13 protein-coding genes are annotated in these 13,164 nt (G+C 71.4%); 6 read left to right on the top strand and 7 right to left on the bottom strand.

Going from position 1 to position 13,164, the window contains the following annotated elements:
- Nucleotides 1–108: 108 nt before the first annotated feature.
- Together AB0K65_RS08125 and AB0K65_RS08120 are read right to left on the bottom strand one after the other, a co-directional pair.
- Nucleotides 109–1,461: an FAD-dependent oxidoreductase gene (locus AB0K65_RS08125; RefSeq protein WP_365714921.1), complete on the bottom strand. Its 1,353-nt coding sequence runs from the start codon at nt 1,459–1,461 to the stop codon at nt 109–111.
- Between the two features lie 305 nt (nt 1,462–1,766).
- Nucleotides 1,767–2,354 carry a DUF305 domain-containing protein gene (locus AB0K65_RS08120; protein WP_365715060.1) on the bottom strand — a complete coding sequence of 196 codons (588 nt, stop codon included), beginning with the start codon at nt 2,352–2,354 and terminating at the stop codon, nt 1,767–1,769.
- A 281-nt stretch (nt 2,355–2,635) separates the two neighbouring features.
- On the opposite strand from AB0K65_RS08120, the gene AB0K65_RS08115 reads away from it, so the two are divergent.
- Nucleotides 2,636–4,156: a hypothetical protein gene (locus tag AB0K65_RS08115; protein WP_365714920.1), complete on the top strand. Its 1,521-nt coding sequence runs from the start codon at nt 2,636–2,638 to the stop codon at nt 4,154–4,156.
- On the opposite strand, the gene AB0K65_RS08110 is transcribed toward AB0K65_RS08115, so the two are convergent.
- The 4 genes from AB0K65_RS08110 to AB0K65_RS08095 all read right to left on the bottom strand — a co-directional run bounded on the left by AB0K65_RS08110 (nt 4,132) and on the right by AB0K65_RS08095 (nt 7,295).
- Nucleotides 4,132–4,806 carry a helix-turn-helix domain-containing protein gene (locus AB0K65_RS08110; protein ID WP_365714919.1) on the bottom strand — a complete coding sequence of 225 codons (675 nt, stop codon included), beginning with the start codon at nt 4,804–4,806 and terminating at the stop codon, nt 4,132–4,134. The genes AB0K65_RS08115 and AB0K65_RS08110 overlap by 25 nt on opposite strands.
- A gap of 129 nt (nt 4,807–4,935) precedes the next feature.
- On the bottom strand, nt 4,936–5,613 hold the full coding sequence (locus AB0K65_RS08105) for a phosphatase PAP2 family protein (protein ID WP_365714918.1): 678 nt from the start codon (nt 5,611–5,613) through the stop codon (nt 4,936–4,938).
- A 97-nt stretch (nt 5,614–5,710) separates the two neighbouring features.
- Nucleotides 5,711–6,646, bottom strand: coding sequence for a M56 family metallopeptidase (locus tag AB0K65_RS08100; protein WP_365714917.1), 936 nt, complete (start codon nt 6,644–6,646; stop codon nt 5,711–5,713).
- A gap of 70 nt (nt 6,647–6,716) precedes the next feature.
- The gene (locus tag AB0K65_RS08095; protein ID WP_365714916.1) at nt 6,717–7,295 is read right to left on the bottom strand and encodes a DUF5134 domain-containing protein; all 579 of its coding nucleotides are present in this window, start codon (nt 7,293–7,295) and stop codon (nt 6,717–6,719) included.
- A gap of 180 nt (nt 7,296–7,475) precedes the next feature.
- On the opposite strand from AB0K65_RS08095, the gene AB0K65_RS08090 reads away from it, so the two are divergent.
- Nucleotides 7,476–8,027, top strand: a complete 552-nt coding sequence (locus AB0K65_RS08090; protein ID WP_365714915.1) for a GNAT family N-acetyltransferase — start codon at nt 7,476–7,478, stop codon at nt 8,025–8,027.
- Between the two features lie 202 nt (nt 8,028–8,229).
- Here AB0K65_RS08090 and AB0K65_RS08085 read toward each other — a convergent pair whose 3' ends face one another.
- Nucleotides 8,230–8,913 carry a glycerophosphodiester phosphodiesterase family protein gene (locus AB0K65_RS08085; RefSeq protein ID WP_365714914.1) on the bottom strand — a complete coding sequence of 228 codons (684 nt, stop codon included), beginning with the start codon at nt 8,911–8,913 and terminating at the stop codon, nt 8,230–8,232.
- A gap of 310 nt (nt 8,914–9,223) precedes the next feature.
- On the opposite strand from AB0K65_RS08085, the gene AB0K65_RS08080 reads away from it, so the two are divergent.
- From AB0K65_RS08080 to AB0K65_RS08065, 4 genes are all read left to right on the top strand, one after another.
- Nucleotides 9,224–10,630, top strand: coding sequence for a DUF6421 family protein (locus tag AB0K65_RS08080; protein WP_365714913.1), 1,407 nt, complete (start codon nt 9,224–9,226; stop codon nt 10,628–10,630).
- 26 nt (nt 10,631–10,656) lie between these two features.
- Complete coding sequence (locus tag AB0K65_RS08075; RefSeq protein WP_365715059.1) at nt 10,657–11,415, top strand: SDR family NAD(P)-dependent oxidoreductase; 759 nt, start codon at nt 10,657–10,659, stop codon at nt 11,413–11,415.
- Nucleotides 11,394–12,494 (top strand): low specificity L-threonine aldolase, encoded by a 1,101-nt coding sequence (locus AB0K65_RS08070; RefSeq protein ID WP_365714912.1) that lies wholly within the window; start codon nt 11,394–11,396, stop codon nt 12,492–12,494. Before AB0K65_RS08075 ends, AB0K65_RS08070 begins: the two co-directional genes overlap by 22 nt.
- An 82-nt stretch (nt 12,495–12,576) precedes the next feature.
- Nucleotides 12,577–13,155, top strand: a complete 579-nt coding sequence (locus AB0K65_RS08065) for a transglutaminase family protein (protein WP_365714911.1) — start codon at nt 12,577–12,579, stop codon at nt 13,153–13,155.
- Nucleotides 13,156–13,164: the final 9 nt, after the last annotated feature.

The following is a 13,164-nucleotide window of genomic DNA, read 5'->3' as shown; positions in this document are numbered from 1 at the left end:
CGGCCCGCCCACGGTGCAGGGCGCGCCGGGCTCGCGGGGCGTCCCGCACGGCACGCCCGCCGGCGGCCGTGCCGTGTCGGCAGGTGGACGGGACTCCTCCGCCGAGGTTCAGGCGGCGTCCGGCCGGGCCGCCCGGCGCAGGCCCGCCCAGTCCGCGATCTTCACCCGCCCGCGTCCGAGCGAGCGGCCCAGGGCCGCCTCGGCACTCTCGATGGAGAGCCAGCCCGGCCAGGCGACCGGGTCGTGGCCGAGGTCGCGCGGCGCCGACAGCGGGTCGGGCGCCACCGTCCGCCCGGCGAGGGCGTCCGCGTCGGCCAGCAGCGACGTCACCGTCTCCTTCGCACAGGGACGGTTGGTCCCGATGACACCCGTGGGGCCGCGCTTGATCCAGCCCGCCACGTACTCGCCCGGGGACGGCACGCCGCCACGCAGTACCCGGCCCGCGGCGTGCGGGACCGTCCCCCTGGCCTCGTCGAAGGGCAGCCCGGAGAGCGGCACTCCCTGATAGCCGACAGCCCGCAGCACCAGCTGGGCGGCGATCTCCTCGTACCGTCCCGTGCCCCGCACGCCTCCCGTGCCGTCCGGCTCGGTGCGCTCGAAGCGGACCGCGACCACCCGGCCGTCCTCACCGAGCAGCTCGACCGGGCGCAGGAAGAACCGCAGCGTCACGGTGCGCACCGCCGCCGGCGCGGGCGGCGCCGCCGCCCAGCCGCGGACGACCTCCAGGTTCCGCCGGTTCGCGGGCGACAGACCTGTCGGGTCGGCGAACGAGGGGTCGAGCGCCAGGTCCGCCGCATCCACCCGCACCCGGGCTCCCGGGAGCGTGCCCAGCTCCCGCAGCTCCTTGGTCGTGAACTTGGCCTGCCCCGGGCCTCGCCGGCCCACCACGTGCACCTCGCGCACCCGGCTGGCCTCCAGCACCGCGAGGGCGTCCCGGGGGACGTCCGTCGCCCGCAGCTCCTCCGGGCCGCGCGCCAGGATCCGGGCGACGTCCACCGCCACGTTCCCGACCCCGATCACGACCGCCGAGCGCCCGCCGAGCCCGAAGCCGTTGCCGGCGGCGTCGGGGTGCGCGCTGTACCAGGAGACGAAGTCCGTCGCCGAGAAGCTGCCGGCCAGGTCCTCTCCGGGCACCCCGAGCCTCCGGTCCCGCGCCGCGCCGACGCAGTACACGACGGCGTGGTACAGCTCCAGCAGCCGGGCCGGGGACAGGCCGCGCGCACCGACCTCGACGTTGCCGAGGAAGCCGATCCGCTCGTCCTCCAGGACCGTCCGCAGGTTCTGCTGGAGGGATTTGATCTTCTCGTGGTCCGGCGCGACGCCGTACCGCACCAGCCCGTACGGACAGGGCAGCCGGTCCAGGACGTCCACCCGGACGTCGGGTACCGCCGACTGCTGGACCAGCGCCTGGGCGGTGTAGACCCCGCTGGGCCCGGAACCGACGACAGCGACTCGAAGCACGGCCGTACTCCTTCCCGCCGCGGGCATCACGCCGAGAGGCTTCCAGCATCGCACCGCGGGGCCGGGCGCGGGAGGCCGGTGTGGCAGCCGGACGCCCGCCCGGCCCGCCCTCGACCGCGTCGTGCCCGCCCCGGACCGTGCCCGCACTGGCCCTCGAGCGTGCCCGAGCTGGACCGTTTCCACACCGGCCCGCATGCGCCCCGCCCCGGACCGTGTCCGCCCCGGACCGTGTCCGCCCCGGACCGTGTCCGCCCCGGACCGTGTCCGTGTGGCCTCGGCCTGCCCGCCCCCGAGCGCGTCCGGCCCTACATCGACCGCATCCGGTTGATCTCCGCCGTCTGCTGGGCGATCACGTCGCTCGCCATCTCCTCCACCAGGACGTTGTTCCCCTCGCCCAGCACCTCGGCCGCCATCGCCACCGCCCCCTCGTGGTGGGTGATCATCAGCCTGAGGAACAGCTCGTCGAACGCCTTGCCCCTGGTCTTCCGCAGCTCGGCGAGCTGGGCCTCGGTCGCCATCCCCGGCATCGTGTGGTGGTCGTGCCCCTTCTGCGGACGCGGCCCACCGTTGTTTTTCAGCCAACCTTCCATCGCACCGATCTCCGGCTGCTGCGCGGCCGCGATCCGTTCCGCCAGCTTCTTCACCTGAGCCGACTCCGCCTGCCGCGGGGCGAGCGCGGTCATGGTCAGCGCCTGCCGGTGGTGCACGATCATCATCTGCGCGTAGGTGAAGTCCGCGGCGTTGGGCTTGTCGTCGGGCAGCAGCCGGGCCGCCTCCTCCGGTGTTATGCGCCGCGCCTCCTCGCCCGGCTTGCCCGGAGCCACCACCGCCGGACCGGTGGAGCCCCGAGCGCCGGCGACGTCCCGGTCCGGCCCCGCATCGCAGCCGGCCAGTGCCCAGACGGTCACGGCGCTCAGTGCGACGGCGACGGCTCCGCGGATGCGGTGGTTCGACAAGGCGACCTCCAGGGGGACTTCGCGGGGTTTCCGGAAAGAGGGCGGACGAAGGAGCGAGGTGACCGTTCCCCGTGCCCGTTCCCGGCACGCCTGTTCCGGTCGCCGAGCGAAATCCTTCATGACGTCTGTGTTGCCATCTGTTGAGATGTGCACGGCAAGGACGATACTGCCGACGTCCAATGACCGTTCAACCGTGAACGGACACAAGGGAGGACGGAGTGACTTCGTTGCGTACCACGCGAACTCCGCGCGCACGGACCAGAGGTCTGGGTGTGGCCACCGCCGCCGCCGGACTGCTGGTCAGCCTGCTCGCAGCCGGCCCCGCGGCCGCCACACCCGATCCGGGTGACGCCACCGTGCGGGGCACCGTCACCGCGGAGCAGGCCGCCGAGGCCCGGTCCGCCATCCAGAGCGGCGAGATACCCGGGGTGGACGAGATCGTCCACACGGACAACATCACGCACCTCGCCAACATCCCCAAGGACGCGCTCAAGGGCACCAACTCCGACCTGGCCTTCCAGGGCAGGTACGCCTTCGCCGGCAACTACGACGGCTTCCGGATCTTCGACATCAGCAAGCCGTCCGACCCGAAGACCGTCGCCCAGGTGCTGTGCCCCGGATCGCAGAACGACATCTCCGTCTCCGGCGACCTCCTCTTCCTCTCCACCGACTCCTCCCGCAGCGACAACTCCTGTGCCAGCACCAGTCAGCCGGCCACGGAGAAGTCCTCCTGGGAGGGCATGAAGATCTTCGACATCAGCGACATCCGCAACCCGAAGTACGTCGCCGCCGTCGAGACCGCCTGCGGCTCGCACACCCACACGCTGGTGCCCGAGCGCAAGAACGTCTACGTCTACGTCTCCTCGTACTCGCCCAACGCCGCGTTCCCGGACTGCCAGCCGCCGCACGACGGCATCACGGTCATCAAGGTGCCCCGCAAGTCGCCCGAGAAGGCGGCCATCGTCGGCTTCCCCGTCCTCTTCCCGGGCGAGGGCCCGGACGGCGGCGGCAACCCCGGCGGCCCGACCAACCCGGGCGTCTCCAAGACCACCGGATGCCACGACATCACGGTGCTGCCCTCCAAGGACCTGGCGGCCGGCGCCTGCATGGGCGACGGAATCCTCTTCGACATCAAGGACCCCGAGCGCCCCAGGGTCATCGACCAGGTCCAGGACAACGTCAACTTCGCGTTCTGGCACTCGGCGACCTTCAACCAGAAGGCGAACAAGGTCGTCTTCACCGACGAGCTGGGCGGCGGCGGCGCGGCCACCTGCAACGCGGCCGTCGGTCCGAACCGCGGCGCCGACGGCATCTACGACATCGTCGGCAAGGGGGACCGGCGTGAGCTGGTCTTCCGCAGCTACTACAAGATCCCGCGCCACCAGGCCGACACCGAGAACTGCGTCGCGCACAACGGCTCGCTGATCCCGGTCAAGGGCAAGGACCTGATGGTCCAGTCCTGGTACCAGGGCGGCGTCTCCGTCTGGGACTTCACCGACTCCCGCAAGCCGAAGGAGATCGCGTACTTCGAGCGCGGCCCCCTGTCGGCCACCTCGCTGGTCGGCGGCGGCACCTGGTCGGCGTACTACTACAACGGCCACATCTACTCGAACGACATGGCCAAGGGCTTCGACGTCCTGCGGCTCGACGACCGGCGCACCGACGCCGCCAAGCGGGTCCGCATGCACGAACTCAACGTCCAGACCCAGCCGGACTACTTCGACGACTTCGACGACTGACGGGGCACCCGGTCCGGTGCGCCGGACCGGTCGTGCGGCATGCCGTCGGGCGGACCTCCGTCCGGCGGCATCCCCATGTCCCAGTCGAGCCCGTACCGCTGGAACAGCTCTGCCCGCAGCCGCGTCGCCGGCATCGGCGCGCCGGGCAGCAGCACCGCCACCACCGCACCCATCAGCAGGGCCCGCAGCAGCGGATACTCCGTGTCCACGTCCCGGACGCCGTACCGCGTGACCGTGTCCCGCAGCAGGAAGGCGAGCCGCTGCTGCTCGTCGCACTGCACGAACCCCTGGGCCTGCAGGATGCCCGCCATGTGCGTCCGCATCAGCACCGGCCGGTTCACGGCCAGCCCCAGGATCGCGTCGATCGCGCGGGCCATCCGCTCCCGCCCGTCCTCGGTGCGCGGCTCGCGCTCCAGGGCCTCCTCCAGCGTCAGATGCATCAGACGGTGCACCGCCGACTGCAGCAGGTGCCGCTTGCCGGGGAAGTAGTACGAGATCAGCCCGCGCGCCGAGCCGGCCCGCTCGGCGATGTCGCCCAGGGTCGTGGCCTCGAAGCCGCGCTCGGAGACCAGCTCGACGGTGGCTTGCAGAAGCCGTTCGCGAGAACGCCTCCGAAGCTCTTCATTGACCGATGCGCTACGCGGGGACATGCTGGACTCCTGCGTTGACTGGCTCGCAGCCAATATACTCAGCGCATCCTGCTGTCGCGCCTTCGTGCCTGGTCAGCGGGTTTGCCGTCTGTTCTGGGCGACGCGGGGGATCGTCCAGGACAGGCGGCTTCAGTGTGTTTCCCCCATTCTCCTCCCCTTGCCGCCGGGAACGCCCCGTGCGTCCCGTTCCGCCCCGTTCCGGCGGTACGTGATGATCGCCACAGCCGTACAGCTCCAGCCCAGCAGCCAGCCGGCCACCACGTCCGTAGGCCAGTGCACCCCGAGGTAGACCCGGGTCCACCCCACGCCCAGCACGGACACCACGGCGGCGACGGTGAGGACGCTCCAGCCTCGCCAGGTCTCCCGCCAGTGGAGCGCGAGCACCCACAGCAGCAGGCCGCAGCTCACCATCGCGGTCATCGCGTGGCCCGAGGGAAGGGCGGCGAAGTGGGCCGTGTCGACCGGATCGGGCCAGCTCGGCCGCTCCCGGCCGATCGCCGCCTTCACCCCCTGCTGCACCCCCGCCGCCACCAGGCTCGTCCCCACGAGCCAGAGGGCCAGCCACCGCTCGCGCCGCCGCCACAGCAGCACCACGGCGGCGGCGATCAGCGCCCGCATCGTCCACGGGTCCCACACCCAATCGCTCAGAATCCGGTGGAGACGGGCGAGGCCGGGCTCCGCGACGGCGCTCTCGTGGAGCGACTCCGACACCGATCGGTCCAGGGAGAGCAGCGGAGGCCAGCCGGCCGCCACCAGGGCGAGCAGCAACACGGCCAGGACACCGGAGACGACGGCGGAGGAGCGCATGCCACGATCTTCCCCGAGCCGCGCGAAGTACTCCGGCGGGCGCGACCGTGCCCCGCCCTCCGACTCGCGCCGGACCCGCCCGATGCAAACGAAGGCCCTAACCCAGTGCCTTCAACGCCGGGACGAACGCGACCAGGACCGGCACCACGGGGACCAGCGCCGCGGCGGCGGTCAGGCGCAGGCGGCGTCCGGCCGTGAAGCGCGGCGCGGCCGTCAGGAGCCGGTTCACCCGGTGCGGCAGATCGGCGTCCGGCGCCTGACCGGGCCCGAACACCCCGCGGTCCTCGTTCAGTTCGACCAGGGCGAGCGCGATCGTCAGCCGTCCGAAGCGACGCGAGGCCACGTCGTCGGCGGCCAGCTCCACCAGCCGGTGCATCTGGTCCCGGAAGGCCGCGAAGACCGGGATCCCGGGAAAGCCGCCCGCCAGCGCCGCCGAGCAGTGCAGCAGCCAGTCGTGCCGCGCCCGGGCGTGTCCCTGTTCGTGCGCGAGCACGGCGTCCAGCTGGCGTCCCTTCAGCCTCCGCAGCGCGGCCGTCGTGATGACCAGCTGGGGCGCGGCGCCGGGCAGCATCCAGGCGTCCGCGCGCTCGCCCTCGAGGACCACCAGCCGCTCGCCCTCGGGCTCCTCGCCGGGCAGCAGCGGCGAGCGGACGAGGAGTTCGCGACGGCGCTGCCGGCGGCGGGCCCGCGCCCGGCTGATCTCCCGGCCGAGCATCGCCCCGGTCCACAGGCCGCCGCAGGCCAGCACGACGGCGAGCACCGCCGACCACGGCTGGTGCGTGCCCAGTTCGTACGCTTCGAGCACTCCGCGCGGCGCGGGCGCGAAGACCTGCCCCCGGACCACCTGCCAGGCGGCCGCCGCGCTGAACGTCATCGAGAGCCCGAAGCTCAGCAGGACCGCCGCGACCACGCACTGCCAGACCCAGAGCGCCACGACGGGCTCGCGCTCCGCCCAGTCGGACCGCGACAGCAGTCGCGGGGCCACGACAGCGGTCAGGACGCCGAGCCCGAGCAGCGCGAGGGAGACCAACATGCCGTCAGCCTATGAGTGCGGTGCTACCCGGGGGTATGACCTCGCACGGCAAGTGACGTACGCCACGGTTTCACAGCGTCGGCAGCATCACCAGCATCGCCAGTGCCATCGCGAGGCGGCACACCCGGGTGAACTCCGCCCCGGAGTCCGCGGCCGACGGCGGGAACGGCGCCGGGCCTCCCGCAGGCAGGGGCACCGGCACCAGCCGCGCCCCGGAGCGCAGGACGTAGACCGTGTAGTACGCGAGAAGCAGACCCGTCAGGAGCGGTACGCCCCCCGTGCCGTGCCCCCCGTGCCCCCCGTGTGCTCCGGACGCGGGGAAGGCCATCGCCACCGCCATGTAGACCATGGCGGAGGAGCCCACCAGGTGGTGTCCGTGATGTCCGCCGCGCCGGAAGGCGAACAGCGTGCGCACCGCCGCCGTGCCGAACACCGCCGCGTACAGCGCCCAGCTCCACGCCGGTGGCGTGAGCACCGCCGCGGGGAGCGCCATCGCCGCCATCCCGAAGCCCATCACGGCCTCGCTCCCGGCCGTCCTGCGCTCCTCACCGGCGCGGCCGCGTGTCCGCAGCAGGCAGTACACCCCGCTCGCCCCGCACAGCGCCACCGACAACCACGCCGGCCAGGCCGACAACGCCGGTCCGTGCACGCCACACCTCCCCCTTCGACGGTGCCGTTCGGTCCCAGGCTGCATGCCCGGCCTCACGGGGTCGCACGCGAGCGCAGAGGTGCGCGGGGGTGTACACGGGGGAGCGCGTCGGCTCGCGTTAGGCTCGGGGCCCGATCGCGTCCACCGATCGATCAGCGCGCCGAGGGGAGACCGAACACCATGGACACCGCCGTGCCCCAGGAGACCGGACGGATCAGCTACCGCGACGCGGTCGAGGACGACGTCCCGGTGCTCGTGCCGCTGGTCGAGTCGGCCTACCGGGGCGACTCCAGCCGGGGCGGCTGGACCACGGAGGCGGACATCCTGGAAGGTCAGCGCACCGACGAGGAGGGCGTGCGCGCGGTCATCACCACTCCGGGCAGCCGGCTCATGGTCGTCGAGCGCGACGGCGCGATCGTCGCCTGCTGCCAGCTCGAACACCGCGGCGAAGCCGCCTACTTCGGCATGTTCGCCGTCCGCCCCGAGCTCCAGGGCGCCGGTCTCGGCCGTCTGATCATCGCCGAGGCGGAGCGCCGGGTCCGCGAGATCTGGGACGTGCGGGAGATGCACATGACGGTGATCTCCGTCCGCGAGGAGCTCATCGCCTGGTACGAGCGGCGCGGCTACCGCCGTACGGGACGGATGACCCCGTTCCCGTACGGCGACGAGCGCTTCGGCGTGCCGCAGCGCGACGACCTCGAGTTCGAACTCCTGGTCAAGCCGTTGGTCTGAATCCGGCCGCTGGTCTGAATCCGGCCGCTGGTCTGAATCCGGCCGTCGGTCCGCGTCCGCCCTCGGTCCGCGTCCGCCCTCGGTCGTGGGCCCCGGTCCGCGTCCACCCTCGGTCCGAGCCGTCTCCGCCCCGGGCCTGTCTCAGGTCCGAGCCCGCCCCGGTCGGAGCCGGCCGCCGGAACTGTCCCGGCCCCGACACTTCCTAGGCGGTGAACCGGCCGGTGCGGCGGATCTCCGGATAGTCGGTCGTCGCCCCGTCGAGCTCCAGCGCCCGGACCAGGCGCAGGTGCTCCTGGGTGTTCACCACCCAGCCGATGACCCGCAGCCCTTCCGCGTGGGCCCGCTCCACGGTCTCCAGGGTCAGGTGCCGGATGTTGAGCACGAGGGCGGCGGCTCCGACCGTCTTCGCGCGGTCCACGACGTCCGCCTCCCAGCGGTCCGCCACGAGCGCCGTCCGGACGCCGGGGACCAGCCGGGAGATCGCGGCGAGGGCCTCGTCGTGGAAGGAGAGGACCTCCACCCGGTCGGCGAGTCCGCGGCGCAGCATCACGTCGGCGAGTGCCCTGGCCGCCGCCGTGTCCTTGATCTCGGCCTGGATCGGCGCGCGCACGGCGTCCAGGACCTCCTCGAAGACGGGGACGCGCTCCCCCTCGCCGGCGTCCAGCTCGCGCAGCTCCGCCAGCGTCAGTTCGGCGATCGGGCCGCTGCCGTCGGTGGTCCGTCCGACGTCCGCGTCGTGCATGACGACGAGGGCGCCGTCCTTGCTCAGGTGCAGGTCCAGTTCGATGGCGTCCATCCCGGCCTGTTCGGCGCGGACGAAGGAACGCAGGGTGTTCTCGGGTTCGACGCCCATGACTCCGCGATGACCGATGGTGAGGAAACTCAAGATCTTCTCGCTTCCGTCGATGTCCGGGACCGGGTCCCTCCGGTCTCCCGGTGGGGGCGCAGCCTAATGGCTGGGGCCGAAGAGGGAAGCGCACGCGCGCCGGGCAGCGGGGCGAGCCGTCCCGGGACTCAAGGGACCCCTGCCCCGCTGCCCCGTATGGCCACCGATGCGCTCGCTCAAACCCCGTACGGCAGGAAAATTCACGGTGACCATGGGGGTGCGCAGGATAATCTCTCTTGCTCCTCTTGTATGGAGAAGCCAGTCATGGATACGGTGTCCTGACGCGAGGTTCTCCTGTGGAGGAAGAGGAATGACGGAAATTCTTGTGCAGGACGTGACCGCTGGGGGGATATCACTCTCCGCCCCGGTGATCGACCACCCTGCCTGGCCCGAGCTCAAGAAGGCCGTGGAGGAGATCCGTCCCTGGCAGCGCAAGGACGGCTCCATCGACTTCGACGCCGACGACGCGCCGTCCCGCGCCCTCGTGGAACTCACCGTCGACCGGATCGTCGCCGCCGTCGAGCAGCTCTCCCCGCTGCTCCCGCACGACGCCGCTTACCACCACGCGCTCGTCGCCGACCTGCGCAAGTGGGTCGAGGGCGGCTTCGAGGTCCCCGACTTCCTCGACTCCCTGCTGGCCTTCCAGCCGGCCGCCGACCGCGTGGACGGGCTCCAGCACCTGGCGCTCTTCCCGATGTACACGCAGAACGGCAACCCGGACCGCAATCTCGAAGCCGTCGTGCTGCGCATGGTCTGGCCGGAGTGGCTCTCCGAGCTGGAGCGCACCCGCTACGACAACCCGCTCTTCTGCGGCATCACCTTCGAGGACTTCACCGCCGGGTACGACACCAACTCGGCCGTGCTCTTCCCGGAGACCATCGCCGTGCGCGAGGCCCCCGAGCGCTTCAGCTGGGGCGGCATCTTCTGCGACCGCGAGGCCGCCCGCTTCCGCAAGGTCACCCAGGCCTCCGTCGACATCCTGGGCATCGAGCTGCCCGAGGACATCGCCGCCATGGTCGAGGACCAGAAGCGCTGCGAGGCCGCCTTCGTGCTGTGGGACATGGTCCACGACCGCACCCACAGCCACGGCGACCTGCCCTTCGACCCCTTCATGATCAAGCAGCGCCAGCCGTTCTGGATGTACGGCCTGGAGGAGCTGCGCTGCGACCTCACCGCCTTCAAGGAGGCCGTGAAGCTGGAGGCCGAGGGCAACGCCCACGGCCGTGACGTGCAGTACGCCGTGCTCTTCGACCGGATGTTCCGCTTCCCGGTCACCGGCGACCGCAACCGCAACTACGACGGCCTCGGCGGTCAGCTGCTCTTCGCGTACCTCCACAAGCACGACGTGGTGCGCTGGACGGACAACACGCTCAAGATCGACTGGCAGCGGGCCCCCGAGGTCACCAACCAGCTCTGCGCGGAGATCGAGAAGCTGTACCGCGACGGCATCGACCGCCCCAAGCTGGTCCACTGGTTCAAGGCGTACGAGCTCGTCTCCACCTACCTCGCCCCGCACCCCGGCTCGCGCTGGGCCAAGGGGCCCGACGCCCTGGATCTGACGCAGCCGCCGCGCAAGCTCGTCGACGACGTGCTTCCGGACGAGTTTCCGCTCAGCATGTTCTATGAGGCCCTGGCCAAGAAGCTCAAGGGTGTGATCGCCTCCACCAAGGGCATCACCGCCGTGAACGCTTCGCGGGCCGAGCAGGCTGCCGCGTGAACCCTGTCACGGAGGAGGCGACGACCATGAACGGCAACGGGAACGGCGGACCGCTGGAAGGTGCCGTCATCGCGGTCGCGGGAGCGGCCGGCCCCGCCGGCCGGGCCGCGCTGATGCGGCTCGCGGAAGCCGGTGCGATCGTCGTCGCCTCGGACGCGGATCCGGCGCGGCTGGCCGAGGCTGTCGACGCCGCCCGGTACGCCCACGGCGGCGCCACCGTCGTCGGGGACACGGTCGACCTCACGGACCTCGGCGCGGCACGCGACTGGGCCGACAAGACCGAGAAGGAGTTCGGCCGGATCGACGGCCTGGTCCACCTCGTCGGCGGCTGGCGCGGCAGCTCCACCTTCGCCGAGACCGAGCTCGCCGACTGGAGTTTCCTGGAGCGGCTGCTGATCAAGACCGTCCAGGCCACTTCGCTCGCCTTCCACGAGCCGCTGACGCGCAGCGACCGTGGGCGGTACGTCCTCGTCAGCGCAGCGGGCGCCTCCAAGCCCACCGCGGGGAACGCGGCCTACGCCGCCGCCAAGGCCGCGGCCGAGGCCTGGACCCTCGCCATGGGCGACGACTTCCGCAAGCTGGGGGGCGACGCCGGGCCCAAGGCCGCGGCTGCCATCCTGGTGATCAAGGCACTGGTGCACGACGCCATGCGCGCCGAGCGACCGAACGCGAAGTTCGCGGGCTTCACGGACGTCAAGGATCTGGCCGACGAGATCGCCGGAGTCTGGGACCGGCCCGCCCAGGAAGTGAATGGACAGCGTCTGTGGCTGACCCCCAAGCCGTGACCCCGGCAACGCCCTCCAGGACCGACGCGCGTCGTCACCACGACCCGTCGGTCCGGGGCTTCGCCAGCGACAACTACGCCGGCGCCCACCCGGAGGTGCTCGCCGCCATCGCCCTCGCCAACGGCGGTCATCAGATCGCCTACGGCGAGGACGACTACACCGATCACCTCCAGCGGATCATGCACAGCCACTTCGGGCCGACCGCCGAGGCCTTCCCGGTCTTCAACGGCACGGGTGCGAACGTCACCGCCCTCCAGGCGCTGACCGACCGCTGGGGTGCCGTGATCTGCGCCGAGTCCGCGCACATCAACGTGGACGAGGGGGGCGCTCCCGAGCGGATGGGCGGCCTCAAGCTGCTCACCGTGCCGACGCCGGACGGCAAGCTCACCCCCGAGCTCATCGACCGGCAGGCGTGGGGCTGGGAGGACGAGCACCGGGCCATGCCCCAGGTCGTCTCGATCACCCAGAACACCGAGCTGGGCACGGTCTACACCGTGGAGGAGATCCGCGCCGTCGTGGAGCACGCCCACTCCAAGGGCATGAAGGTCCACCTCGACGGCGCCCGGATAGCCAACGCCGCCGCCTCCCTGGACGTCCCCATGCGGGCGTTCACCAACGCGGTCGGCGTGGACGTCATCTCGTACGGCGGCACGAAGAACGGCATGCTGTTCGGCGAGGCCGTCGTCGTCCTGAACCCGGACGCGGTCAGCCACATGAAGCACCTGCGCAAGCTGTCCATGCAGCTCGCGTCCAAGATGCGCTTCGTGTCCGTCCAGCTGGAGGCGCTGCTCGCGAAGGACCTGTGGCTGCGCAACGCCCGGCACTCCAACGCCATGGCCCAGCGCCTGGCGGCCGGTGTGCGGGAGGTCGACGGGGTGGAGATCCTCCACCCGGTACAGGCCAACGCGGTCTTCGCCCGGCTCCCGCACGAGGTCAGCGTCCGGCTGCAGAAGCGCTTCCGCTTCTACTTCTGGGACGAGGCCGCCGGCGACGTGCGGTGGATGTGCTCCTTCGACACGACGGAGGACGACGTCGACGCCTTCCTCCAGGCGCTCAAGGAGGAGATGGCGGCCGGCTAGGCTCCTGGCTCGCTCTGCATAGGAATGCGACTGACTGGAAACTCATTGATTCCAGTCGGTCGCTTTCCTATGCTTCTGGCGCATGGAACTGAGCCAGCAAGAGCCGGAAATCTCCGCCTATCTCGCCGCAGGCGATGTCATCGACCATGAGCACCCTGTCGTCCGGGAAGTCGCCTCCCGGCTCCGCGCGGGGTGCTCCGGTGCATACACATACGCAGAATCGGCCTTCGCGTTCGTCCGCGACGCCATCCCGCACTCCTTCGACACGGGGGGCACGAGAGTCACCTGGCGGGCCTCCGATGTCCTCGCCCTGCGTACCGGCATCTGCTACGCCAAGGCGCACGCCCTGGCCGCGCTGCTCAGGGCCGAGGGCATCCCGACGGCCCTCTGCTACCAGAAGTTCGAGGTCCTTCACGGTCTCGTCGCCGTCCGGCTGCCCGGTACGTCCACCTGGCACCGGCAGGACCCCCGCGGCGGCGAGCCGGGGCGCTCCGCCGCGTTCTCCGTGAGGGGCGAGCGGCTGCCGTTCCATCCGAATCCAAAGTCCAATGAACTGGACTCGCCGGTGTTGTACGCTGAACCGCATCCGGCCGTTCTGAGCGCGCTGACCTCCGCTCACGACCTGCCGTACCTCTCGCGGACCCTTCCGACGGAACTCTGACGCAAGGAC

Origin of the sequence: Streptomyces sp. NPDC053755 (assembly GCF_040677675.1) — a bacterium.
GTDB lineage: Bacteria > Actinomycetota > Actinomycetes > Streptomycetales > Streptomycetaceae > Streptomyces.
Note: the sequence above shows the minus strand (reverse complement) of the source record. Positions and strands in the feature narration are given on the sequence as shown.